The organism is Rathayibacter sp. AY1A2, assembly GCF_002930935.1.
GTDB lineage: Bacteria > Actinomycetota > Actinomycetes > Actinomycetales > Microbacteriaceae > Rathayibacter.
Genome location: NZ_PSTP01000018.1, coordinates 19729 through 43073, shown reverse-complemented (window position 1 = coordinate 43073; position 23345 = coordinate 19729). Strand labels below are relative to the sequence as shown.

Genomic DNA, 23345 nt, shown 5'->3' with positions numbered 1-23345 from the left:
CCGGGCGCCGCGCGTCCCGCCGGGACACCGCGCTCCCGCCGGTGTCCCGGCGGGGAGCCGGCGCCTCGGCGGGACGCGGTGGTCCGCCGGCGCTTCAGGCGGGCTTCAGCGGGGCCGCGGCTAGCCTGGGCTCGCGCGGACCCCCGCGCGCCGAGCCCGGGGAGGCCGCCATCCGCATCCTGGTCGTCGACGACGAGATCAACCTGCTCCGTGCCCTCGAGACGGGCCTGGAGGCCGAGGGCTTCGCCGTGGACACCGCCACCACCGGCACCGACGCCCTCTGGTACGCGCAGGAGGCCGACTACGCCGCCATCGTCCTCGACCTGATGCTCCCGGACGTCAGCGGCTTCCGCGTCTGCGAGCGGCTGCGCGCCGAAGAGGACTGGACCCCGATCCTGATGCTCACCGCGAAGGACGGCGACCTCGACCAGGTCGAGGCCCTCGACACCGGCGCCGACGACTACCTCACCAAGCCGTTCTCGTTCCCGGTGCTCGTCGCGCGGCTGCGCGCCCTCATCCGCCGTGGAGCCGCCGAGCGGCCCACGGTGCGCGTCGTCGGCGATCTCGTGCTGGATCCGGCGTCCCGGACCGTCGAGCGGGGCGGAGTCGCCGTGCCGCTGACCGCGCGCGAGTTCAGCGTCCTCGAGTACTTCGTCTCACGGGCGGGCGAGGTCGTCTCCAAACGCGACGTCCTCGGAGCCGTCTGGGACTTCGACTACGACGGCGACCCGAACATCGTCGAGGTCTACGTCCGCACCCTGCGCAACAAGATCGATCGGCCCTTCGGCCGCGATACCCTCCGCACCCGGCGCGGGGCGGGCTACACGCTGGTGGCCGGGTGAGCCGCCGGAGCCTGCGGACCCGCATCACCGCGGCCGCGACCGCCGTGGTGGCCGCCGCCGCGCTCCTCGGGAGCGTGCTCTTCGTCCTGGTCCTCTCCTCCGTGCTCGCCTCGAGCGCCGCCTCCGCCGCCGACGCCGAGGCGGAGCGGGTCGCTGCGCTGGTCGAGCAGGGCGGCCCGGAGGCCGTCCGCGGCTCGGAGGGACTGGTCCAGCTCGTGGTCGACGGGCGGGTCGCCGCCGCGGGCGAGGACGCGGAGGACCTCCCTCCGCTCGCGCTGGCCGAGAGCGACGACCCGGTCACGGTCGACGTGGACGACGAGGGGCCGGTGGTGGTCGCCGCCCGCGAGCTCGACGACGACTCCCTCGTCGTGGTCGGCGTGCCCGACGAGGGCCGCGAGGAGGCGGTGTCCACGACGATCGGGCTGCTCGCGGTCGCCGTCCCGCTGCTGATCGCGCTGGTGGCGGTGGTGTGCGCCGTCGTCGTCGGCCGGGCGCTGCGCCCCGTGGAGCGGATGCGCGAGGAGGCCGAGGCGGTCACCTCCTCCGCCCTGGACCGCCGGATCGCCGCTCCCGGCTCCGGCGACGAGGTCGACCGGCTGGCGCACACCCTCAACCGGATGCTCGATCGGCTGCAGAGCGGGCAGGAGCGGCAGCGGCGCTTCGTCTCGGACGCCTCGCACGAGCTGCGCTCCCCCGTCGCGGCGCTGCGTCAGACCGCGGAGGTGGCGCTCGCGCACCCGGACCGGCTCGACTCCGCCCGGCTGGCGAGGACGGTCGCGGAGGAGTCGGTGCGGCTCGGCGGGCTGATCGAGGGCCTGCTGCTGCTCGCCCGGGCGGACGAGGCGCGCCTGGCCGTGGCGGCGGCTCCCGTGGACCTCGACGATCTCGCCCTCGGCGAGGTGCGGCGCCTGCGCGACTCCGGAGCCCGGGTCGACGCGAGCGGGATCTCGCCCGTGCAGGCGGTGGCCGACGAGGCCCTGCTCTCGCGGGCGCTGCGGAACCTGGTCGACAACGCGGTGCGGCACCGCTCCTCGCAGCTGGCGCTCTCGACCCGGATCGACGGAGCGGAGGCGGTGCTCGCGGTGGACGACGACGGGCCGGGGATCCCGGCGGCGGAGCGCGAGCGGGTGCTCGAGCGCTTCGTCCGCCTCGACGAGGGCCGGGCGCGCGACGCCGGAGGGTCGGGCCTCGGCCTGGCGATCGTCGCCGGGATCGCCCGGGCGCACGGCGGACGGGTCGTCGTCGGCGACTCGGCGCTGGGCGGCGCCCGGGTCGAGGTACGGGTGCCGCTCGTCCGCTGAGCGGGCGCTTCAGGCCTGCTTCAGCGCCCGACCGCGAGAGTGCTGGAGGCGTCGACGAGCGGCGCCGGGACGGAGCCATCGTGCAGAAGAAGACGAAGATCATCGCCGGGATCGCCGGAGCGGTCGTGCTGATCGGAGCCGGGACGGGCATCGCCTACGCCGCGACCGACGGCTTCGAGGGGTCCGACTCCCTCACCGGCAGCGACCTGGACCGCGCGAGCGAGGCAGCGCTCGCCGAGATCGGCGGCGGGACCGTCACCTCGGCCGAGCGCGACGACGACGGCGCCACCGGCTACGAGCTGGACCTGACCGACCGCGCCGGCCTCGAGTACGAGGTGCGCCTCGACGACTCCTTCGCCGTCGTGTCCGTGGACCCCGACGACCGCGCCCTCCAGGCCGGCTCCGACGACGACGGCGTGCCTGCCGGCGACCCGACCGCGGCCGCCGTGGACCCGGACGACCTCACCGGCGACGACCTCGCCCGCGCGAGCGAGGCGGCGCTGGGCGCCGTCGGCTCCGGGACCGTCACCGAGGCCGAGCGCAGCGACGACGCCGGCCACGCCTTCGAGGTGGAGGTCACCCGCGAGGACGGCACGGACGTGGACGTCGAGCTCGACGCGGCGTTCGCCGTGCTCTCGACGCAGGAGTAGCGCTCTAGCGGCCGCCGGGGCCCTTCGCGGCCCCGGGCGCGGCACCGCTGCCCGCGGGGGCGCCGACGCCGGTCGCCGCACCGCGAGCGCCGGGGCCGTTGCCGTTGCCGTTGCCGTTGCCGTTGCCGGGAGCGTTCCCGCTGTTCCCGGGTGCGTCGCCGCTGTTCCCCGGAGCGTCCCCGCTGTTTCCCGGAGCGTCCTCGCCGGGAGCGGCCGGGGTCTCCTCCGCGGGCTCCTCCGGCTCGGTCGGCGTCTCCTCCGGCTCCGACTCCTCGGGCGAGGGGGCGGGGTCGTCCTCGGTCTCGACCGGAGCGGGCGTGTCCTCCGGCTCCTCCTCGACCGGGGTCGTCTCCTCGGGAGCCGGGGCGGTCGTCTCGGCCGGCGCCGGCTCCGGGGCTCCCGCGATCAGGGCCTCGAGGTCGGCGCGGACGACGTCGACCTGCGCCTGCACCGTCGCTGCGCGGTCGGAGCTGACGGAGCCCTCGGCGAGCGCGGCGTCGAGCGCCGACTGCAGCGAGGCGAGCTCGGTGAGAGCGCCCTGGTAGTCGTCGGCCGAGGCCTTCTCGGCGACGGCCACCACCGCGTCGTCGAGGGTCTGGGCGGTGCCCTCGTCGATGCCCTGCGGCGCGGAGGAGCATCCGCTCAGCAGCAGGACCGAGGCGAGCACGGCGCCGGCGGCGCGCAGTCGGAGGCCCCTCACGAGCGGATGCTCTCGCGCAGCTGACGGAGGTGGTCGCCCAGCTCGCCGTCCACCTGCGGCAGAGGCGACTGGGGACCGTCGATCAGGATGATCGCGAGCCCGACGGCGACCGCGACCAGCGCGAGCACCAGCACGATCAGCCACGGGCTCGGGCCGCGGCGCTGCGGAGGGGCGGCCGCGGAGCGGAGCGGAGCCGTGCGCGGCGCCGGAGCGGTCTGCGGTGCCGGAGCGATCCGCTCGGTCGCGGTGAAGCGCTGCGTCGGAGCGATCGCCTCCGTGGCCGGGTACGCGTCGGCCGCGAGCCGGCGGGTCGGGTCGAGCGCCTCCGTCCGCGTGATCGGCTCGGTCTCGGCGAGCGGCTCCGTCGACATCACCCGGGTGGCGGGGACGTCAGGGACGACGATGGCCGCCGGCGGGGAGTCGCGCCGCGGATCGATCAGGCGGCGTGCCGACTCCGCCACCTGGAGCGCGGCGGGACGCTCGCCGGGCTCGCGCCGCGTCATCGAGGTCAGGAGCGAGGTCCAGCCGCTGCCGAGCGACTCCGAGACCTCGGGGTCGCGGAGCAGGCGGGCGAGCGTGACCTCGATCGCCGAGCCCGTGAACGGGCGGCGGCCGGTCAGCGACTCCAGGAGCACCAGGCCGAGGGAGTAGATGTCGCTCGCCGAGGTGACCGGGTCGCCGTGCGCCTGCTCGGGGCTGAGGTAGGCGGCGGTGCCGATGAGGGTGCCGGGCGCGGTGATCCGCGTCGCGTCGATGAGGGAGGCGATGCCGAAGTCGGCCAGCTTCGGGCGGAACTCGCGGCTGGTCAGCGGGCTCGGGACGAGCAGCACGTTCGACGGCTTCACGTCGCGGTGCACGACTCCGGCCGCGTGGACCGTGTGCAGGGCCTCGCCGAGGTCGCCCGCCATCGAGGCGACGTCGTTCGGCGCGACCGGGCCCTCGGCGAGCCGCTCGGACAGGCTCGGGCCCTCGGCGAGCTCCATCACCATGTAGGCCTGGCCGTTGGTGTCGTCGCCGCCGTCGTGCGCGTCGTAGAGGGTGACGAGGGCGGGGTGGTTGAGCGCCGCGAGCAGCCGGATCTCGGACGCCTTGCGCTGCAGGTCCTGCGCGTCGTCGATGCCGGGGGCGAACATCTTCAGCGCGACGGAGCGGCCGAGGACGCCGTCTCGCGCCCGGTAGACCGTGGCCATGCCGCCGCGGCCGATGAGCTCCTCGATCGTGTACCGGCCGTCGACCGTCGTCCCGACGATGCGGGTGTCGCCTGTCCGGTGGGATGCCACGGGTCCTCCTCGCGGTCGGCGGCGGGTGTGCCGCGCCCCCCGGTGCGACCGTCGACCCAGGGTAGTACGTCGACCCTGCACGCCGCCCTCCCCCGGCCGGGCTGTCAAGCGGGTGCCCCCGCGCGCGCCCCGACGTAGCGTCGGAGGTCCCGACGAAAGGCGACGACATGGACCAGGACCGCACGGAGCAGGACGACCAGGGCTCGACCATCGGCAAGCCGGACGGGGCGGCGCCCGCCACCTCCTCCGAGAGCGAGACCATCGAGAAGGACATCTCGGAGTCGCCCGGCAGCGAGCGCGAGACCGAGGCCAAGCAGGACTCGGATCCGGCGGAGAGCCGCACCGAAGTCTCCGGCTCGGCTGAGGTGAAGGCCGTGCCCGGCACGGGCGGCCCGGACGACGTGGGCGACGTCGAGGTCGACCCCGACGAGGTCTCGCTGAACGGCAAGCCGTTCCCGGGTCACGCGGGCACGAAGTAGGACGCCCGGGAGGGGCGGGGCCGCGGCTCCGCCCCTCCCGTGCTCTCCGGTCCACCCACCACCGGTCGTCCGCCCTCGCCCCGAGGTTCCGCAGACCGCGCGGAGCGTCCCGCGCCTACCGGGCGAGCGGCGTCAGGCGACCGGCGTCAGCAGGCCCGGGTCGCGGCGGTCGACGGTGCGGGAGTTGTTCACGCGGCGGTCGACCGGGTGGGCCGTGACGGTCGAGGCCATCGCGACGGACGCCCGGTCGAGGGTGGCGAGCATCTCCTCGGCAGAGGCGAGCGGAGCCGGGTCGAGCCAGGCGTCGCGCACGTCGGGCGTGAGGAACACGGGCATCCGGTCATGCACCTCGCCGGAGGCGTCGCGCGCCTCGCGGGTGATGATCGTGAAGGAGACGCGCCAGTCGTCGCCCTCCTTCCGGGCCGTGTAGAGGCCGGCCGCGGCGAGGATCGACTCCTCGCCCTGCAGGAACCAGGGCTGCTTGCCGTCGGCGCGGGCCTCCCACTCGTAGTACCCGCGCATCGGCACGATCGCGCGCTGCTTGGCGAACGCCCCGCGGAACAGGCCGTTCGTCGCGACCGACTCGAGGCGCGCGTTGATCGGCGAGGGCCCCCTGCCCTTCGACCAGGACGGGGTGAAGCCCCAGGACGCGAGCTCGAGCTCGCGCTCCCGCTCGCCGTCGTGGAGCCGCTCGCGCACGATCGGCGCGACGTCGGTGGGAGCGACGCTGTAGTCGGGCGCCCAGTCCTCGGCGCGCCCGCCCGCGGCGACGAACTCGCGGATCAGCTCATCGGTCTCGGAGTCCATCGCGAAGCGGCCGCACATGCGGGACAGGCTACGCCGCACCTCCGACGCCGCGCGAGGCGCCCGGTCCGACCACCCGGGACTTCGCGGACCAGAAGCGCATCAGCGCGCCGGCGAGGATCGAGCCCAGCGCACCGGCGGCGAGATCCCCGAGCGTGTCCTCGTAGCCGACGAAGATCGAGGAGTCGATGAAGCGGTGCCCCGCCCACTCGCCCCACTCCCACAGGACGCCCGCCGTCGTCCCGAAGCAGGCGCAGAGCACGACCGCCGGGAGCAGCGGCCCGCGATCGCCCGCGACGGCCGGCACGACTCCGGCCCGCGCGGCGACGATGTAGGCCACCGCGGCGATCAGCCCGTTGAGCACGCAGTGCACGACCAGGTCCCACTGCGGCCAGGCCTCGTAGAGGCCGAGGACGCTGCTCCAGGACGCCACGAGCAGCGCGAGCCCGAAGAGGGCGTCGAGCGCCGGACGGATGCCGAGGAAGCGCGGCAGCACCAGCCCGATCGCCGCGAGCGCGAGCACCGCCACGTCGACCAGCTCCCAGCCGATCGCGGCCGCCACGATGCTCGCCGCCCCGATCGCGCGGATGCCGTCGGCCGTCCACTCCCCGCGGGTGCGCGGGGGCTCGAGGAAGGTCTCGACGAGGGCGGAGCCGCTCACGGGTTCGTGAAGCGCAGCACGGCCTGGACCGGCTCGTGATCGGAGGGCGCCGCTCCCCCGTAGCGGACGGCGTTGATCCCCGCGGAGACGACCTCGAAGGCGCCCTCGCTGACGAGCAGCCAGTCGATCCGCTTGCCCGGCGCCGGCGCGCGGTAGTTCGAGAAGGTGCTCCACGAGTGGGTGAGGTGCTTCTCCGCCGTCTCCCACGCGTCCGCGAGGCGGCCCTCCTCGAGGATCGTCCGGTAGGGGACGGTGTCGACGTCGGTGTTGGTGTCGCCCATCACGATCGCGGGGCGTCCGAGCTCGAGGACGCGGCGGGCGATCAGCTCGGCGGAGCGCTGGCGCGAGCGCCGCGAGATGTGGTCGAAGTGGGTCGAGATCACGGTGAGCTCGCGGCTGGTCGCGTGATCGGTCAGCTCCGCGATCACGGCGGTGCGCGGGATGCGGTTGCCCCAGCTGCGCGAGCCGGCGACGTCCGGGGTGTCCGAGAGGGCGATCTGGGTCCAGTGCCGGACGGCGTAGCGGCTGCGGTCGACGAAGAGCATCACGCGCTCGCCGCCGCGGTCCGCGTCCCGGCCGAAGCCCATCGCCTCGAAGGAGGAGCCCAGCGCCTCGTGCACGGCGGCCGACTGGTCCGGCAGCGCCTCCTGCACGGCGAGGATCGAGGGGCGCTCCTGCTCCAGCACCCGCTGGACGAGCGGGCGCCGCCGGTCCCACTGGTCGACGGCGCGGGAGGTGAGGCGCGGCATCCGCCGGCGGATGTTGTAGGTCATCACGTGCAGATCGGGCGCCTCGGTCGGGCCGATCAGAGGCGTCGCGTCGGTCATCCCTCCACCCTACGGGGGCGGATCGAGGTGCCACGGAGGCTTGCGGTGACCGCTCCCGGCCGCTCTACTTCGGACATGCCCCTCTCCCAGGACCTCACCGCTCTCGCTGACGAGCGCTTCGTCTCGCTCACCACGTTCCGGAAGTCCGGGGACGCCGTCTCGACCCCGGTCTGGATCGCCCGCGACGGCGACGAGCTGATCGTCACCACTCCCCGCCGCAGCGGCAAGGTGAAGCGCCTCCGCAACGACGCGCGGGTGACCCTCGTCCCCTGCGACCGCCGCGGCCGCGTCTCCGACTACGCGGTGCCGGTCGAGGCCGCCGCGGAGATCGACGCCGACCCCGGCGAGGTCGATCGCCTGGGCCGCGTGTTCCTGGCGAAGTACCGGCTCGAGTACCGCGTGTTCCTCCTGATCGAGGGCCTGGTCACCCGCGCCGACCGCACCCGCGTGATGCTCCGCGTCTCCGACCGCTGACCCGGCACCGCCCTACACCCCCGGAGGCTCCCGCCGGAAGGCCTGGGGGCCGCCGGACCCGAGGTCTACCGTGGGGCGATCGCCGGTGCCCCTGCGCGCTTCCCGCGCGCGCTCCGGCGGCAGTCAGAAGGAGCACGCAATGAGCATCGGAGCAGGGATCTTCCTCCTCGTCGTCGGCGCGGTCCTCGCCTTCGCGGTGGACGTGCAGGTGTCCGGGATCGACCTGAAGCTGGTCGGCTACATCCTGATGGCGGCCGGAGCGGTCGGCCTGATCCTCGGGCTGGTCCTGCTGACGCGCCGCCGCCAGGCCGTCTCGACCACGCGCTCGGCCGTCGACCCGGCCAGCGGCGAGCAGGTCACCCGCCGCTCGAGCGAGAGCGACGGCCCGCTGATCTGATCGGCGGAACGACGAAGGGCGGGACCTCGCGGTCCCGCCCTTCGTCGTTCACGGCCCTACTCGGCGGGCTCGTCCGGCTCTCCGCCGGAGACGGTGTCGGTGTCGCCGCCACCGGAGGAGGTGTCCGTCCCGGTGCCGTCGGGGAGGTCCTCGGTCTTCTCGGTGTCCTCACCCGTGGTGCGGTCGGTGCTCATGGCGCTCTCCCTTCGCGTCGGCGACCTGCCGACCCTCCCACTCTGCTCCGCCCGCGCCTCGCGGGGCAGGGGGTAGCGGAGGCGGAGGGCGGCGTGGAAGGCGCCTACTCCTCGACGACGATGGTGGTGATGACCGGGTTCCGGCGGTGGCGGCGGGTCAGCCAGCGGCCGAGGGTGCGCGTGATCAGCGCCTCCATGGCCTCGAGCTCGACCGGCTTGCCCGCGGCCTGCAGGACGGCGTCGTCGATCGCCTTGCTCGCGTTGGCCTTCCAGCCCGGCTCCTCGACGAAGCCGCGGGTGAAGAACTCGACCGGCTCGCCGAGCGTGCCGCGGTCGAGGTCGGCGATGGCGAGGACCGTGATGGCCCCCTCCTCGGCGAGGACGATGCGGTCGTTCATCGCGTCCTCGGTGGCGACGCCCATCGTGGTGCCGTCGACCAGGATCTGGTCGGCCGGGATGCGCCCGCTGATGCGCGAGCGGCCCTTCACCAGGTCGATCGAGACGCCGTCCTCGATGACGAAGACGTCCTTCTCGTCGATCCCGGTGCGGGTCGCGATCGCCGCGTTCGCGGTGAGGTGGCGCCACTCGCCGTGCACGGGGAGCACCGCGGTGGGGCGCAGGATGTTGTAGCAGTAGGCGAGCTCGCCCGCGCTGGCGTGGCCCGAGACGTGCACCTTGGCGTTGCCCTTGTGCACGACGGTGGCGCCCCAGCGGGTGAAGGCGTTGATGATCCGGTAGATCGCGTTCTCGTTGCCGGGGATCAGCGAGCTGGCCAGCAGCACGGTGTCGCCGGGGCCGATGTCGATGATGTGGTCCTTGTTGGCCATGCGCGAGAGCGCCGCCATCGGCTCGCCCTGCGAACCGGTGCAGATCATCACGATCTCGGTCGCGGGGAGCTTCTCGAGCACCTTCATGTCGACGACGAGGCCGGCCGGGATCTTGAGGTAGCCCAGGTCGGCGGCGATGCCCATGTTGCGGACCATCGAGCGGCCGACGAAGGCGACCTTGCGGCCGTGGCGCTGCGCGGCGTCGAGGACCTGCTGGATGCGGTGCACGTGGCTCGCGAAGCTGGACACGACGATGCGGCGCGGCGCGGTGCGGAACACCTGGTCGATCGCGGGGGCGAGGTCGCCCTCCGAGATCGCGAAGCCGGGGACGTCGGCGTTCGTGGAGTCGACCAGGAACAGGTCGACTCCCTCGTCGCCGAGGCGCGCGAAGCCGGGGAGGTCGGTGGTGCGCCCGTCGAGCGGGAACTGATCCATCTTGAAGTCGCCCGTGTGCAGCACGAGGCCGGCCTCGGTGCGGATCGCGACGGCGAGCCCGTCCGGGATGGAGTGGTTCACGGCGAGGAACTCGAGGTCGAAGACGCCGGCGTCGATCCGGTCGCCCTCCTTCACCGGGCGCGTGCGCGGCGTGATGCGGTGCTCCTGCAGCTTCGCGCTGATCAGCGCGAGGGTGAAGGTCGAGGCGATGATCGGGATGTCGCCGCGCTCCTTGAGGAGGTACGGCACGCCGCCGATGTGGTCCTCGTGGCCGTGGGTGAGGACGATGGCCTCGATGTCCTTCAGGCGCGAGCGGATCGCGGCGAAGTCGGGGAGGATCACGTCGATGCCGGGCTGGTTCTCCTCGGGGAAGAGGACGCCGCAGTCGACGATGAGCAGCTTGCCCTTGTGCTCGAAGACGGTCATGTTGCGGCCGATCTCGCCGAGGCCGCCGAGCGGGGTGATCCGCATGGCGCCCTTCTCGAGGGGCTTGGGCTTGGGGAGCTCGAGGTGGTGGCGAGCGGGCTTGGCGGTTCTGGCGTTTCTCATGCGGTTCTTCCGGGAGGGAGTGGCTGGACGCGGGCGCGCGGCGCAGGGTCCGACCGCGCGCCCGGTCGGGCCGCGGTGATGTGTCGCTCCGGCGCTGTGAGCGCTGTCGGGAGCGGGTGGAGGTGTGCGGGACGGGGCCGGGCGGGGCCGCTCTCAGCGGGCGGTGCCGTCCGTGCGGCGCGCTCTCGCGCACCGACCGTCCCGTACATCCTGCCAGCGTTCCCTGGGTCGCGGGTCCAGGAGGCGGGATCCGGGCCTCGCAGGCGCTCAGGCGCGTGCGTCCTCGACCTCTCGCCGACCCACCGCGTCCTGGCGGCTGCGGAGGAGCTGGCGGCCTGGCGCGCGTGACGGGCGCCGTTCGATGGCTTTACTGCGCTTCACTCGATCTGGATGAAGCACAGTAAGACTCCTGAACCGGCCCGTATGGATGCCGTCGACAATCCCTACACGCCGAACGCGGGAGCGCGACCGGAGATCCTCATCGGCAGAGACGAGCAGACCCAGGCGTTCCGCACCCTGCTGACGCGCCTGCGACGGGGCCGCACGAACCAGTCGATGATCATCACGGGGCTGCGGGGCGTCGGAAAGACGGTCCTTCTCAACGGCTTCCGGACGATCGCCCAGGAGGAGAACGGGGAAGTGATCGAGTTCGAGGCGGTCAAGCACGACGAGGGCCGGTTCCGCCAGGTGCTGGCATCCCAGCTCAAGGCGGCACTCCTCCGCCTGTCCCCCCGCGCGAGATGGACCGACCGCGGGAGGCACGCCGCCGCGGTCTTGAGCGCCTTCGCGGTGTCTGTCGGAGCGGACGGCGAGTGGTCCATCGGATGGGATGTACCGCCGGCAGAAGGAGTGGCCGATCATCGGGATCTCGGACTGGACCTGACGGACGTCCTCGTCGCCGTGGGTGAAGCGGCGGCCGAGCAGGGCGAGGGGATCGTCCTGCTCATCAACGAGGTCCAGTTCCTCGACTCACCGCAGCTCGAAGCGCTCATCCAAGCCATCCACAAGACCGTGCAGCGGAGCCTCCCCGTCACGTTCGTCGGTGCCGGTCTTCCGCAGATCGCCGAGCTGGTGGGCTATGCGAGATCGTACGCCGAGCGGCTCTTCACCTTTCCGCGGATCGACTCGCTCGATCACGACGAAGCGGTAGCGGCTCTCCGAGAGCCGGCAGCGGCCGAGGGCGCGGTCTACGACGACGACGCTGTTGAACTCGTAGTCGAGATCACGACCGGATACCCCTCTTTCATCCAGGAACTGGGCTACCAGGTCTGGACGGTGGCTGAGAACGATCGCATCCACCGGGAGGACGTCGAACCGGCGAGGGAGGCCTACGAGGCGAAGCTGGACAGCTCCTTCTTCCGCGTGCGACTCGATCGGGCGAGTCCACTTCAGACCGCGTACATGCGAGCCATGGCGGAGCTCGGACCAGAGCCCCAGAAAGCGGGCGACGTCGCGGCGCTTCTGGAGCGCGCGTCCACTCAGCTCGGATCGGTCCGCGCGGAGCTGATCGGGATGGGGCTCCTGTTCACTCCCGAGCACGGGTACGCCGCGTTCACTGTTCCGGACTTCGACCGGTTCATGAAGCGTGCAGTCCCCGTCTTGGAGGTGCCTCCCGTCGTGAGCCGGGGAGCCCGTCGAGCACCCGCCACCGAGGTCTGAGCCAGGCCGCACCCGTTCACGGCCGCCCGGCGTCAGGACTCGTCGGCCTCGAACCGCAGGGGCCGGTCGGCCACCGGCAGCCCGGAGCCGCGCACGGCGGCCTCGATCGCGGCGTGCCCGCCGTCCGGCGCGACGATCCGCAGGCCGTCCTCGGTCGCCCAGTAGGCGGTGACGCCGTGCTCCTCGACGAGGGTCGTGAGCAGCGCGGCGGTCCGCTCCTGCTCGCCGGGACCGACAGTGATCGCGGCCCACGGGCCGGAGATCTCGACCGGGGCGCCCCGCTCCGCGCCCGCAGCGTCCCGCAGGTCCTCCGCCGCCCGGACGATCGGGAGCAGCGCTGGCAGTCCGCCGGAGACGTCCTCGAAGGAGTCGAGGGCGAAGGACCCCTCGCGGAGCGACGCGTGCAGCTCCAGGTCGCGGCCGAGCCCGTCGATCCGCTCGAGCAGGGCCGACGCGTCGACGGCGGGAGCGGGGCACGCGGCGGTCGGCTCCTCCGCGCCCGCGAAGGAGAGGGTGTTCCCGCCTGCGGACGTCGCCCGGAACGACCACAGCACCGGATCCGCGTACTCGGTCGCACAGGCCGTCGCGAGGGCGTCGGCGAGCGCCGGCTCCTCGACCGCGACCCCGACCCAGGAGGTCGGCGGGCCGAACGCCGGCGCCTCGACCCAGCGCTCGGCGCCGTCGAGGGAGACTCCGGGCACCGCGGCGACCTCGCTCGTCAGACGGTCGAAGCCGGCGTCGGGCCGTGCGAACGGCGTCTCGTCGATCGTCCAGACGAGGAGCGTCAGCCCGCCGGCGGCGAGGGCCGCGGCGAGGACGCCGGCGACGGGGAGGAGGAGGCGACGGGACACGCCCCCATCCTCGCTCCCCTCCTCCGCGGCGTCACGTGGACATCGGGTGAACGGACGGTGCGCCGGCGTCGACGGCTCCCGCCTCGATCGAGCGCATCATCCGGGTGTTCACGGGCGACGGGTGGACCGAGTCGACCCGGACGCCGGTGCCCGCGACCTCGAGGGCCGCGCTCCTGGTGAGCCCGGCGACCCCGCGCTTCGAGGCGACGGAGGGGCTGAGGCCCGGGGCGCCGTCGAGCCCGGCGACGGAGGAGGTGGTGATCACGCTGCCCCGCCCCTGCTCGATCATCCGCGGCAGCACGGAGCGGAGCCGGTGCCGGCCCGCTCCCAGCACGCTGGGCGGCGGCCGGCCGCCTGCCACGGGGGTCTACCTCCGCGGGGGGCAGGGGTTACCGGCGCAGTCCCGAGACGAGCGCGAGGAGCCCGTCCATCGACTCGACGACGAGGGGCGGGAGGTCGCCGCGCTCGGCGACGAAGGCGACCGCGAGCACGCCCGCTCCGGACGCGTCCGACTGCTCCCGCTCCGGCACAAGGCCCAGCGCGCGGGCCGCCGTCTCCGCTTGACTGGGGGCGACGCGCCGACCCTCGGCGCACCCGGGAGGCGACATGGCGAACCACCGTTTCGAGCTGCGGTCCGGCCGCGGGATGGGCGTCTCGGCGGCGGGCGATCCCGTCGCCGACCGGCTGGTGGTGTTCTGCCACCCCACTCCCGGAGCGGGCGGCTTCGACCCCGACCCGACCGTCACCGGTCCGTGGGGTCTGCACCTGCTGATCCTCGACCGCCCCGGCTACGGCGCCTCGGACCCGGTCGACGCCGCTCACGGCCGCGTCGAGGACCGCGCGGACGACCTCGCCGAGTACCTGCGCCGCTCCGAGCGCACCGCCCGCATGGTCGAGGGCGCCCGCTTCGGCAGCGTCGGCGTGGTCGGCTGGGGCTCCGGCGGCGCGTTCGCGCTCTCGCTCGCGGCCCGGCACCCCGACCTCGTGGACCGCCTCGCGCTGGTCGGCACCCCCACGCCCCCGCAGGCCGGCGCGATCGTGCACCCCACGAGCGCGTGGGAGCGGCGCGAGACCCTCCGCGGGGAGGACGCCGACGCGATCGCCGCCGCCCTCCCGCAGACGCAGCCGGGCCTGGACGCGCTCGGGATCGACTCCGACGACCCGGTGCTCGCCACCCACGGCGGACTGCGCAACCGGCTGGAGCGGATGCTCGCCGAGGGCTGGCGGCAGGGCCCGAGCGGCGCCGCGACCGACCTCGCGGCCCTCCGCGACGGCTCCTGGGCCGACGACCTCGACCGGGTGACCGCCGAGACGCTCCTGGTCCACGGCGACGCGGACCCGGTGGCGAGCGCCGAGGACGGCCGCTGGTACCGCGGCCGCCTCGCGCGGGCGCGCACAGTGACCGTCGACGGAGCCGGCCGGCTGGCGCTGGTGCGTGAGTGGCGCCGGATCCTCGACCACGTCGCTCCGCTCGAGCGCGGGGCGGAGGGCCGATGAGCGGCCTGGGCGCGGGCCCGCTCGTGCTCGTGTCGGCGATGGCGGTCTCGGGAGTCGTCCACCTGGTGCACCCGCGGACCTTCGACGCGGTGGTCCCGCGCGGGATGCCCGGCTCGGCGCGCGGCTGGGTCCTCGTCTCGGGAGCGGCGGAGCTGGTCTGCGCGGCCGCGACGCTGCACCCGCGGACCCGCGCGGCCGGCGGTCTCGCCTCCGCCGCCCTGATGGCCGCCGTCCTCCCCGGCAACGTGCAGATGGCGCGGGACGCCCGTCGGCCTCGGACCCGGGTGATCACGCTGCTGCGCCTCCCGCTCCAGATCCCGCTCGTGCTCTGGGGTCTTCAGGCGGCACGCAGCCGCTGACGCAAGCCCGCGCGGGCGCGGATCGCCCGCTGCTACCGTCCAGGCATGACCGACCAGAGCGCGGACGACCGCTACGACCAGCTGACCAGCGCCCCGAAGGCGACGGAGGCCGACGCGGCCCCGCGCATCGAGGTCTCCACCACCGAGGCCGGCGACACCCGCATCGACATCCGCGAGGACGCCGCCGTGCGTCCGGGCCGTGTCGACGAGAACGGCGACGAGCTCGACGAGAGCCGCGACGATGCCTGAGCGCCGCCGCGCCGCCCTCGTCTACAACCCCGTCAAGGTCGACCTGGAGTCCGTGAAGGCCGCTGTGAAGCGCGCCGAGGAGGCCGCCGGCTGGGAGGAGACGCTCTGGTACGAGACCTCCGTCGAGGACCCCGGAGCCGGTCAGACGAAGGAGGCCCTCGCCGCGGGCGCCGACGTCGTGATCGCGGCCGGCGGCGACGGGACGGTCCGCGTCGTGGCGGAGGCCCTCCGCGGCTCCGACGCCTCGCTCGCGCTGCTGCCCTCCGGCACCGGCAACCTGCTCGCCCGCAACCTGAACCTCACGCTCGACGACATCGACAACTCCCTGACCGTCGCGTTCTCCGGACAGGACCGGGCGATCGACCTCGGGATGATCGACATCGAGACCTCCACGGGCCGCGACCGCCACGCCTACGTCGTGATGGCGGGCCTCGGGATCGACGCGAAGATGCTCGCCAACACCGACGACGACCTCAAGAAGCGGGCCGGCTGGCTCGCCTACGTGGACGCGCTGCGGAAGGCCCTGCTCGACAAGAACCAGCTCGAGTTCCGCTACCGCCTCGACGGCTCGAGGACCCGCAAGGTGCGCGCGCACACGATCATCGTGGGCAACTGCGGCGCCCTGCCGGCGAACATCCTCCTGCTGCCGGACGCGGCCGTCGACGACGGCGAGTTCGACATCGTCCTGCTGCGCCCCGAGGGCTTCTTCGGCTGGGTGCAGATCATCTTCAAGGTGGTGTGGGAGAACGGCGTGCTCCGCCGCAGCGGCGTCGTCGGCAAGAAGCTGATGGGCCTGACCAAGGAGGTGTCGGCCCTGCGGTACGTGAAGGGCCGCGACCTCACGGTCCGCCTCGAGCACGCGCAGGAGATCGAGCTCGACGGCGACCCGTTCGGCTCGACCTCGGCGTTCCGCACCTGGATCGAGCCCGGCGGGCTGACGGTGCGCGTCCCGGCGTAGCGCCGGCGGCGGCCGGGCGGATCCGCCCGGTCCGCCTCCCGCCGGGAGAGAGGATCGTCATCCCTCCCGGCGGAGGCGTCTGCTCCGAGCAGGGCGGTGCAGTGCGGCTTCGGGTACCGCACCCCATGCACCTGCATGAACACGGCGACTGTAGTGCGGAATCCGTCGCCGACGCAACGATCCGCGGGGCTCCGGCGGCTCGAATGGGTAATTCCACCGTGCGATGCTCCGTGGCCGCGACGGATTCCGCAGCTGACTCGCCCCGGCAGGAGCGTGATCGCCCGTCCGTCGATCGACGGGGCTTCTCCTCGGCACGGTGCCGACACGCGCACGAAACGCCCGCCCGCTAGCGTGCGGACATGACATTCCGTGCGTCAGCCGCGCTCAGCGCGCTTGTGGCCTCCTCCCTCCTCCTCGCACCCGCCGCCATCGCCTCCCCCGCCGCCCGCGCGGGCGCCGTCGACGGGGGCACCAGCGCCGGCGATCCCTACTTCCCCGGCCTCGGCAGCAGCGGCTTCGACGCCCTCACCTACAGCCTCGTCCTGAAGTACGATCCGGCGACCCGGGCCCTCGGCGGCAGGGCCGTGGTCACCCTCGCGCCCCAGAAGGACCTGCGCTCGCTCTCCTTCGACCTGACCGGCCTCACCGTCTCGAAGGTCACCGTCAACGCCGGGGGCGCCCGGTTCTCGCAGTCGGGGGACGAGCTGACCGTCACGCCCGCCCGGACCCTCCGGAAGGGCCTGCCCGCACTGGTGAGCATCGACTACGCCGGGACCACCGGGAACCCCGTCGACGGCACCGGGGCCCCCTTCGGCTGGTGGTCGACGGACGACGGCGCCCTGGTCGCCAGCGAGCCGGACGGCGCCTCGACCTGGTACCCCGTCAACGACTCGCCCGCCGACAAGGCGCGCTACACCTTCAGCATCACGGTCCCGGAGGGCCGGACGGTGGTCGCGAACGGCCTGCCGGTCGGCTCCCCCACCACGTCGAAGGGGTGGACGACCTCCCGCTGGGTCGAGACCAGCCCGATGGCGAGCTACCTCGCCATGGTGAACATCGGCGACTACGACCTGGTCCGCTCCACCCAGGGCGGCGTGACGACCATCGACGCGATCGACCGGGACATCACCGGCGACACCCGCGCCCGCACCGAGGCGGCGCTCGCGAAGCAGGGCGCGATCATCGACTACTTCTCCTCCGTCTTCGGCCCGTACCCGTTCCGCTCGGCCGGAGCCGTGGTCGACGACGAGCGGATCGGCTACGCCCTCGAGACCCAGGGCCGCTCGTTCTACTCCGGCGGCGCGGACGAGTCGACCGTCGCGCACGAGACCGCGCACCAGTGGTACGGCGACAGCGTCACTCCGGAGACCTGGTCCGACATCTGGCTGAACGAGGGCTTCGCGACCTACGCCGAGTGGCTCTGGGAGGAGCACACCGGCGGCGCGAGCGTCACCGAGTCCGCCGCCCGGGTCGCAGCCGCTCCCGCCGACGACCCGTTCTGGTCGACCGCCGTCGCCGACCCCGGAGCCGCAGGCCTCTTCGACGCGCCCGTCTACGCCCGCGGCGGCCTGACGCTCGTCGCCCTCCGCGACCGGATCGGCGCGGACGCGTTCGGCGTGCTGCTGAAGCGCTGGGCCTCCGAGAACCGCTACTCGAACGCGACGACCGCCGACTTCCAGGCCCTGGCCGAGAACGTCTCCGGCTCCGACCTGGCGGACTTCTTCGACACCTGGCTGCGCACGCCGGAGAAGCCCGCCGGTCTCTGACCCCCGGATCTTCGCGGCGCGGCCGGGGTGTCAAGGAGGGACGGCAGGTCGGTCCGAGCCGATACCGTCCCTCCATGGGCTTCTTCGACCGCAACGACTCCTCGACCAGCGTCGCCGCGCCGCAGCCGAGCGCACCCGATCCGCAGCGGCGGGTCTGGAGCGACGGCCTCGGCCGGTTCGCCACCCGCTGCCTCCAGGTGGTCATCGTCCTCCTGCTGGCCTCGGTGCTCGTCTTCGCGATGACGCAGCTCACGCTGGTGCTCATCCCCGTGATGATCGCGCTCATCCTCGCCGCGGCGATCCACCCGGTCCTGGCGTGGATGCGGCGCAAGGGCGTGCCGTCGATCCTCGCGACCTGGCTGGCGCTGATCGGGCTGCTCGCGGTCCTCGGCGCGGTCGGCTGGCTGATCACGGTCGCGGTCCGCAACCAGTGGGACGAGCTGGTCAGCAGCGCCTCCGACGGCATCACCTCGCTGCAGGACTACGTGCAGCACCTGCCGTTCCAGATCACCGACGAGCAGATCGAGTCCGCCCGCCAGTCGGTCGTCGACTTCCTCACCTCCAGCTCGTTCGGCAACGGCGCGCTCGCGGGCGTCTCCGCGGCGGCGAACTTCATCACCGGCCTCGTGCTGATGATCGTGGTGCTCTTCTTCTTCATGAAGGACGGCCCGAAGATCTGGGAGTTCCTCCTGCGCCCCTTCACCGGCTCGGGCTACGAGCGCGCCAAGCGCGTCGGGCACAAGACAGTCGACGTGCTGGGCGGCTACGTCCGCGGAACGGCGACCGTCGCGGCGGTCGACGCGATCGGCATCGGAGTCGCACTGGCGATCATCCAGGTGCCGCTGGCGATCCCGCTGGCCGTCATCGTCTTCCTCACCGCGTTCATCCCGATCGTCGGAGCCACGGCCGCCGGCATCCTCGCCGCTCTCGTCGCGCTGGTGGCCAACGGCCCGGTCGCCGCGCTGATCGTGATCCTGGTCGTCATCGGGGTCAACCAGCTCGAGGGCAACTTCCTCCAGCCGGTCGTGATGGCGCGCTCGCTGAAGCTGCACCCGCTGATCGTCCTGATCGCCCTGACCGTGGGCACCGTCCTCGCCGGCATCGTCGGCGCCGTGCTGGCCGTGCCGATCGCGGCCGTCGTCTGGGGCATCGTCTCGATCTGGAACGGGCCCTCCGACCCCGCCGAGCCCGCGCGGCAGAAGCGCGCCGAGACGGTCTAGGCCCCCGGGACCGTCGAGCGCGGGCCTAGCGCTCGACGATCCCGTCGCGCAGCGCCTGCCGGCGGAGCGAGATCTTCGTGCCGACGGCCAGCCCCTCCGCCCGGTACTTGCCCCGGGCGCTGCGCAGCGAGCTCCGTGCGGCGTCCTGGGTGATGCCGAGGAGCGTGGCGACCTGCTTCAGCGGCATCCCGTCGACGAAGAGGCGGACGATCTCCCGCTCGCGGTGCGTCAGGGTGCCCGGGCGGTCGGCCCCGAGCAGCTCCCGCGTCTGCGCCGTCAGGAAGCGCTCGTCGCGCGCCGCCGCCCGGATCGCCGCGAGGATCGTCTCGGTCCGCTCGCTCTTGACCACGTAGCCGTGCGCCCCGGCCTCGAGCGCCCGGCTGATCGTCCCCGGCTCGGAGTGCGTGCTGATGATGATCGTGGCGGCGCCGGCGGCCGCGATGATGCGGATCTTCATGGCGAGGTCGAGCTCGTCGCCGAGGTCGATGTCGAGCAGCACCACGTCGGTCGGGAAGGCCGGATGCGCGAGCAGGTCCGTCCAGGTGCCGACCGTCGCCGCCACGCGGATGTCCGTGCCCGAGCGGCGGATCCACTCCGCCAGCGCCGCCAGCAGGATCGGGTGGTCGTCGAGGATGGCCAGCGTGATCGCGGGCTCGTCGCTCATGTCGCCGTCCTCCTCCGGGGCCGGTGGGCGACGAGGATCCTCGTCGCGCCGTGGTCGGTCGTCGTGCGGTGCTCGCCGAGCTCGCTGAGGATGCCCCAGACCGAGCGGTCGAGGTCGCGGGTGCGGATGCCCGCGGCGACCAGGGCGAGCTCCACCCCGCCGCCCTGGCCCGGCTCCAGGCGGACGGCGAGCGGAGTCCTCCCCGCGGGGGCGGTGAGCAGCCAGAGCACCGAGAGCAGCCGCGAGCGGTCGAGCGGGGCCAGCAGCGCCGCGGCCCCGCTCGGATCGTCGAGCGCGACAGCGGAGGACAGCAGCGCCGACTCCTCCACCGCGATCCTCAGCCAGGTGCGGTCGTGGCTGCGGGCGAGCGCCTCGCGGAGCTCGTCTCCGAGCACCCGCGCCCGCTCGCCCAGCTCCTCGTCCAGCGGCACCGGCATCCGGACCCGCTCGAGGAGCTCCTCGATGCGGGCGTCCACCTGCGAGAACTCGTCATCCGCGGCGTGGACGGTGCCGTCGGCCAGGCTGCGGTCGAGCGCGCGCCGCACGTACTGGTCGAGCGAGGTGAGCACGACGACGCACACGGCCGCGGGCGCGACGGCGAGGAGGACGTTGCTCACCGCGAGGGCGGCGCCTCCGTCGCCGAGGAGCGCCTGGCCGACGAGGCCGAGCGCCGTGAGCCCGACCAGGATCACCAGAGCGAGGAACGAGCGCGAGAGCGGCTGGAAGGTGATCAGCGCGATCACGCCCGCGCCCACTCCCACGCAGACCGACGGGTAGTACATCGGAGCCGGTGTCGGCAGGGCGTGGTCGGCGAACTCGAGCAGCAGCGCGGCCACGTCCACAGCGAGGACGCCCGCGAAGGCCCGGCGCGGCAGCTCGCCGTGGCGGCGGAGGGCGATCGAGACCCCCACCGCGCTCGCGGCGACGACCAGCAGCCAGGAGAGTCCGCTCAGCCAGGTCGCGGACCGCGCGTCGAGGGACCAGAGGTACGAGATCACTCCGCGGATGTCGAGCAGCACCGCCATCGTGAGGAAGCCCAGCCCGAGGTAGCTCCCGCTCAGGCGGTTCGGCCGGGTGAGGCGCTCGCGGATGCTCCACAGCGCGCCCGGGCTCCTGTCCGCCGCCCGGACCAGCTCGAGGAGCGTCCCCTCCTCCTGCCGCGACCCGCTCACAGCGGCACGCTCAGCAGCACGGTCGCGCCGGACCCGGGCGCCGAGAAGACCCGGACCGTGCCGCCCACCGCCTCGATCCGGCCGACGACCGACTCCGCGAGGCCGAGGCGTCCGGCCGCCACCGCGGCCGGGTCGAAACCGCGCCCCTCGTCCGAGACGACGACGCGGAGCGTGCCCGCCTCCTCCGCCACGCTCACGTGGGCCAGGGCCGCTCCGGAGTGGCGCCGCACGTTCTCGAGGCACTCCCCGGTCGCGCGCACCACGGCGTCGAGCACCTCCGGTCGGATCCGCGGCTGCGCACCGCCGTGCCAGCGCACCTCCACGCCCACCGCCGCCGACCGCCGACCGAGCGCGAGGAGCGCCTCCGGCACCCCGGCCGCCCCGTCCGGGTCCGGCTCCTCCACCGTCTCCAGACCGCGCAGGAGGGCCAGGTCGGCGGCGGCCCGGTCGCGCAGCACGGGAGCGGGCACGCCCTCCCCCCGGTGCGCCACCAGCGTCAGCGTCGCCAGGATCGTGTCGTGCATCAGCCGCGCGTCGGCGCGGTGCCGGGACTCGCTCTCGCTCGAGCGGCGCTCGGCGTCGTGGGCGGTCCGGAGGCGGGCGGTGCCGACGTGCGCACGCGCGACGCTGCCCGCGAGCCACCGCGCGGCGGTCAGCAGTAGCGCCCAGCAGACGACGACCGAGATCAGGACGAAGGGAGCGCGCCCGGACGCGCCCGTCGCCGCCGCGCCGAGGGCGAGGACCGGGAGCAGCGCGAGGACCGCGGCCCACGGCAGACCCCGCCAGGAGCCGACGGCGAGCAGCGCGCACGGCAGCGCCATCGAGGCGAGCATCGTGATCCCGCCCAGAACGGCGCGGAGGGAGGCGTCGACGCCCGGCGAGAGGAAGGCGGCGAGTGCCGCGACGTCCAGCGCGGATCCCAGGATCACGGCCCTCGTCCCGGTCGCGACCGATCGGCCGGGCGCGAGCTGCACGAGCGCCGAGACGACCAGCAGCGCCAGGCTCGGCAGCACCGTGATCAGCTGCGCGGGCGTCAGGGCGAGCAGGTGCAGCGCGGAGGCGGCGGTCAGCACCCCGCCCGCCCGCCGGGCGCAGAGCACGCCGACCTCGCGCTGCTCGCGCAGCAGCACCGCGGCGTCGGCGGGCCGGGGAGGCAGGGGCACGGTGACCTCGGGAGGACGGGCTCCGGGCTCGTTCCGGGGCGACGGTGGCGGGGAGGCTGTGGCGGGGAGGCTGTGGCGGAGTTCGGCGGCGGGGAACGGCGCGATCCGAGTCGTATCGTGGCACAACGCGACCCGCCCGGACAGCGGTTCCGGCCGCCTCGCGCACGCGGATCGGCGCGCCGTATGACGCGGGCGGTCGCGCTCGGGGGCCGTGATCCCGTAGAGTCGAGACATCTCCTGGGCGATCGCCCGAATTCCACGGCTGAGAAGTCGCACGACGACGAAGAGACTCAGCCCCTGATAGAGACCGCACCGACCGAGAGCATCGTCCTCGGTCGTCCGGTTCGAACGCCCGCCTCGCACGCGGGTACCGCCTTTCACAGGACGCCGCGGAAGCCGCGCCGTTCCTCGTTCGACCCCCGCTCCACCGGCTCGCCCGGTCCGCGGGACGTTCTCCCCCGCAGAGCCGCCCTCCCCCGGAGGCGCGAGCTCAGCCCCTAGACGACCCGGACGACTCCGGCAGACGCGTGTTTCACCCGCGGAGGCCGAGTCGAGCGGGTACCGCACACTCGTGCGGACTCTGACGACGCCGGCCCCGGTCGGCGTCATTAACACATAAGGAAAAGAAATGCCTACTGGCACCGTTAAGTGGTTCAACTCCGAAAAGGGCTTCGGCTTCATCGCTCCCGACGACGGAGGCGCCGACGTGTTCGCGCACTTCTCCGCCATCGCGAAGCAGGGCTACCGCGAGCTCGTCGAGAACCAGCACGTCGAGTACGACGTCGAGCAGGGCCGCAAGGGCCCGCAGGCCGCGAACATCCGCGGCGTCGGCGAGTAATCTCCGACTTTCGACGCCCCGTCGACCAGGATCCCCGGATCCGGTCGGCGGGGCGTCCGTCGTTGACGGGGTGATCCCGCCCCCGGCCGGCGGAGGCGAAACCCGTGTCACCCCTCCGGGTCGCAGGATCGGTATCCTCTCCGTGGCGGCTCCCGAGCTCACGGAGCCCGCGACGCCGTCCGGGACTCCGGCGCGTCGGCACGACTTCACGGCGGAGACAATGGGACGACTGATCTACGGACCGCAATCACTCGAGATCGACTTCGAGGACCGGCTCCTCGCGCACCTCAAGGTCGCGATGTTCACCAAGATGCGGCGGAACGAGTCGTTCAGCCTCTCCTGGAGCGAGCCGGAGTCGTCCGGCTACGGCCGCAGCTCCGTCTGGGTGCACCCGACGACTCCGCTGCACTTCCGGTTCCACGGCAGCAAGCGGCCGTCGCTGAACCGCCTGTGGATCGAGCAGTTCATCGCGAGCGCGAACAACACCGGCGAGATGACCGTGGTGCCGGAGCCGGCCGAGGGCTCCTGA

General features: G+C 73.6%; 28 protein-coding genes. 15 read left to right on the top strand and 13 right to left on the bottom strand.

Features of this window, described 5'->3' with window-relative positions; all coding sequences use genetic code 11:
• Positions 1-170 precede the first annotated feature (170 nt).
• From C5B93_RS13600 to C5B93_RS13590, 3 genes are all read left to right on the top strand, one after another.
• On the top strand, positions 171-842 hold the full coding sequence (locus tag C5B93_RS13600; RefSeq protein WP_104233165.1) for a response regulator transcription factor: 672 nt from the start codon (positions 171-173) through the stop codon (positions 840-842).
• Entirely contained in the window at positions 839-2143 is a 1305-nt protein-coding gene (locus tag C5B93_RS13595) for an ATP-binding protein (protein ID WP_258065387.1), read from the top strand. The genes C5B93_RS13600 and C5B93_RS13595 overlap by 4 nt, the downstream gene beginning before the upstream one ends.
• Positions 2144-2223: 80 nt before the next feature.
• Positions 2224-2793 carry a PepSY domain-containing protein gene (locus tag C5B93_RS13590; RefSeq protein WP_104292689.1) on the top strand — a complete coding sequence of 190 codons (570 nt, stop codon included), beginning with the start codon at positions 2224-2226 and terminating at the stop codon, positions 2791-2793.
• Positions 2794-2797: 4 nt separating this feature from the next.
• Here the strand turns inward: C5B93_RS13590 and C5B93_RS13585 are convergent, their stop codons facing one another.
• The gene (locus C5B93_RS13585; RefSeq protein WP_104292688.1) at positions 2798-3493 is read right to left on the bottom strand and encodes a hypothetical protein; all 696 of its coding nucleotides are present in this window, start codon (positions 3491-3493) and stop codon (positions 2798-2800) included.
• Positions 3490-4773 (bottom strand): serine/threonine-protein kinase, encoded by a 1284-nt coding sequence (locus C5B93_RS13580; RefSeq protein ID WP_104292687.1) that lies wholly within the window; start codon positions 4771-4773, stop codon positions 3490-3492. Before C5B93_RS13580 ends, C5B93_RS13585 begins: the two co-directional genes overlap by 4 nt.
• Before the next feature lie 167 nt (positions 4774-4940).
• Here C5B93_RS13580 and C5B93_RS13575 point away from each other — a divergent pair, with 167 nt between their 5' ends.
• Entirely contained in the window at positions 4941-5252 is a 312-nt protein-coding gene (locus tag C5B93_RS13575; protein ID WP_104222919.1) for a hypothetical protein, read from the top strand.
• A gap of 132 nt (positions 5253-5384) precedes the next feature.
• On the opposite strand, the gene C5B93_RS13570 is transcribed toward C5B93_RS13575, so the two are convergent.
• From C5B93_RS13570 to C5B93_RS13560, 3 genes are read right to left on the bottom strand one after another with little or no spacing between them, the layout of a single operon-like run.
• Positions 5385-6077: an SOS response-associated peptidase gene (locus tag C5B93_RS13570; protein WP_104292686.1), complete on the bottom strand. Its 693-nt coding sequence runs from the start codon at positions 6075-6077 to the stop codon at positions 5385-5387.
• A 10-nt stretch (positions 6078-6087) separates the two neighbouring features.
• Positions 6088-6717 carry a hypothetical protein gene (locus C5B93_RS13565; RefSeq protein WP_104292685.1) on the bottom strand — a complete coding sequence of 210 codons (630 nt, stop codon included), beginning with the start codon at positions 6715-6717 and terminating at the stop codon, positions 6088-6090.
• The gene (locus tag C5B93_RS13560; RefSeq protein WP_104261535.1) at positions 6714-7544 is read right to left on the bottom strand and encodes an endonuclease/exonuclease/phosphatase family protein; all 831 of its coding nucleotides are present in this window, start codon (positions 7542-7544) and stop codon (positions 6714-6716) included. The genes C5B93_RS13565 and C5B93_RS13560 overlap by 4 nt, the downstream gene beginning before the upstream one ends.
• 75 nt (positions 7545-7619) lie before the next feature.
• Between C5B93_RS13560 and C5B93_RS13555 the strand changes: the two genes are divergently transcribed.
• Entirely contained in the window at positions 7620-8018 is a 399-nt protein-coding gene (locus C5B93_RS13555) for a PPOX class F420-dependent oxidoreductase (RefSeq protein ID WP_104222923.1), read from the top strand.
• Between the two features lie 139 nt (positions 8019-8157).
• Positions 8158-8415 carry a DUF6458 family protein gene (locus tag C5B93_RS13550; protein WP_104222924.1) on the top strand — a complete coding sequence of 86 codons (258 nt, stop codon included), beginning with the start codon at positions 8158-8160 and terminating at the stop codon, positions 8413-8415.
• A gap of 56 nt (positions 8416-8471) precedes the next feature.
• Here C5B93_RS13550 and C5B93_RS17330 read toward each other — a convergent pair whose 3' ends face one another.
• Both C5B93_RS17330 and C5B93_RS13545 read right to left on the bottom strand, forming a co-directional pair.
• A complete protein-coding gene (locus C5B93_RS17330; protein WP_159940924.1) occupies positions 8472-8609 on the bottom strand; it encodes a hypothetical protein in 138 nt (45 codons plus the stop codon).
• A gap of 104 nt (positions 8610-8713) precedes the next feature.
• Positions 8714-10420 (bottom strand): ribonuclease J, encoded by a 1707-nt coding sequence (locus C5B93_RS13545; protein ID WP_104222925.1) that lies wholly within the window; start codon positions 10418-10420, stop codon positions 8714-8716.
• Between the two features lie 390 nt (positions 10421-10810).
• Between C5B93_RS13545 and C5B93_RS13540 the strand changes: the two genes are divergently transcribed.
• Positions 10811-12079 (top strand): ATP-binding protein, encoded by a 1269-nt coding sequence (locus tag C5B93_RS13540; RefSeq protein WP_258068228.1) that lies wholly within the window; start codon positions 10811-10813, stop codon positions 12077-12079.
• 32 nt (positions 12080-12111) lie between these two features.
• Here C5B93_RS13540 and C5B93_RS13535 read toward each other — a convergent pair whose 3' ends face one another.
• The 3 genes from C5B93_RS13535 to C5B93_RS16980 are packed head-to-tail and all read right to left on the bottom strand — an operon-like array spanning position 12112 to position 13538.
• On the bottom strand, positions 12112-12930 hold the full coding sequence (locus C5B93_RS13535; protein WP_104292683.1) for a hypothetical protein: 819 nt from the start codon (positions 12928-12930) through the stop codon (positions 12112-12114).
• A 31-nt stretch (positions 12931-12961) separates the two neighbouring features.
• Entirely contained in the window at positions 12962-13291 is a 330-nt protein-coding gene (locus tag C5B93_RS13530) for an SDR family NAD(P)-dependent oxidoreductase (protein ID WP_219814045.1), read from the bottom strand.
• A 28-nt stretch (positions 13292-13319) separates the two neighbouring features.
• The gene (locus C5B93_RS16980; protein ID WP_146078495.1) at positions 13320-13538 is read right to left on the bottom strand and encodes a hypothetical protein; all 219 of its coding nucleotides are present in this window, start codon (positions 13536-13538) and stop codon (positions 13320-13322) included.
• On the opposite strand from C5B93_RS16980, the gene C5B93_RS13525 reads away from it, so the two are divergent.
• From C5B93_RS13525 to C5B93_RS13500, 6 genes are all read left to right on the top strand, one after another.
• Entirely contained in the window at positions 13537-14427 is an 891-nt protein-coding gene (locus tag C5B93_RS13525; RefSeq protein WP_104292682.1) for an alpha/beta fold hydrolase, read from the top strand. The two genes, C5B93_RS16980 and C5B93_RS13525, sit on opposite strands and share 2 nt — an antisense overlap.
• Positions 14424-14786, top strand: coding sequence for a hypothetical protein (locus C5B93_RS13520; protein ID WP_181068405.1), 363 nt, complete (start codon positions 14424-14426; stop codon positions 14784-14786). Before C5B93_RS13525 ends, C5B93_RS13520 begins: the two co-directional genes overlap by 4 nt.
• A 45-nt stretch (positions 14787-14831) precedes the next feature.
• Positions 14832-15035, top strand: coding sequence for a multidrug transporter (locus C5B93_RS13515; RefSeq protein WP_104292681.1), 204 nt, complete (start codon positions 14832-14834; stop codon positions 15033-15035).
• Positions 15028-15993, top strand: coding sequence for a diacylglycerol kinase family protein (locus C5B93_RS13510; protein WP_104233056.1), 966 nt, complete (start codon positions 15028-15030; stop codon positions 15991-15993). Before C5B93_RS13515 ends, C5B93_RS13510 begins: the two co-directional genes overlap by 8 nt.
• Before the next feature lie 359 nt (positions 15994-16352).
• The gene (locus tag C5B93_RS17325) at positions 16353-17759 is read left to right on the top strand and encodes a M1 family metallopeptidase (RefSeq protein ID WP_104257996.1); all 1407 of its coding nucleotides are present in this window, start codon (positions 16353-16355) and stop codon (positions 17757-17759) included.
• A 74-nt stretch (positions 17760-17833) separates the two neighbouring features.
• Positions 17834-18979 (top strand): AI-2E family transporter, encoded by a 1146-nt coding sequence (locus C5B93_RS13500; protein WP_104292680.1) that lies wholly within the window; start codon positions 17834-17836, stop codon positions 18977-18979.
• Positions 18980-19004: 25 nt separating this feature from the next.
• On the opposite strand, the gene C5B93_RS13495 is transcribed toward C5B93_RS13500, so the two are convergent.
• Genes C5B93_RS13495 through C5B93_RS13485 form a run of 3 tightly spaced genes read right to left on the bottom strand, consistent with a single transcriptional unit; the run spans position 19005 to position 21978 of the window.
• Positions 19005-19643 (bottom strand): response regulator, encoded by a 639-nt coding sequence (locus C5B93_RS13495; RefSeq protein ID WP_104257995.1) that lies wholly within the window; start codon positions 19641-19643, stop codon positions 19005-19007.
• Positions 19640-20815, bottom strand: a complete 1176-nt coding sequence (locus C5B93_RS13490; protein ID WP_104292679.1) for a hypothetical protein — start codon at positions 20813-20815, stop codon at positions 19640-19642. Before C5B93_RS13490 ends, C5B93_RS13495 begins: the two co-directional genes overlap by 4 nt.
• Positions 20812-21978, bottom strand: a complete 1167-nt coding sequence (locus tag C5B93_RS13485; RefSeq protein ID WP_104292678.1) for a sensor histidine kinase — start codon at positions 21976-21978, stop codon at positions 20812-20814. The genes C5B93_RS13490 and C5B93_RS13485 overlap by 4 nt, the downstream gene beginning before the upstream one ends.
• A gap of 628 nt (positions 21979-22606) precedes the next feature.
• Here C5B93_RS13485 and C5B93_RS13480 point away from each other — a divergent pair.
• Both C5B93_RS13480 and C5B93_RS13475 read left to right on the top strand, forming a co-directional pair.
• Complete coding sequence (locus C5B93_RS13480) at positions 22607-22816, top strand: cold-shock protein (protein ID WP_055786246.1); 210 nt, start codon at positions 22607-22609, stop codon at positions 22814-22816.
• A 220-nt stretch (positions 22817-23036) separates the two neighbouring features.
• Positions 23037-23345 carry a hypothetical protein gene (locus tag C5B93_RS13475; RefSeq protein WP_104226101.1) on the top strand — a complete coding sequence of 103 codons (309 nt, stop codon included), beginning with the start codon at positions 23037-23039 and terminating at the stop codon, positions 23343-23345.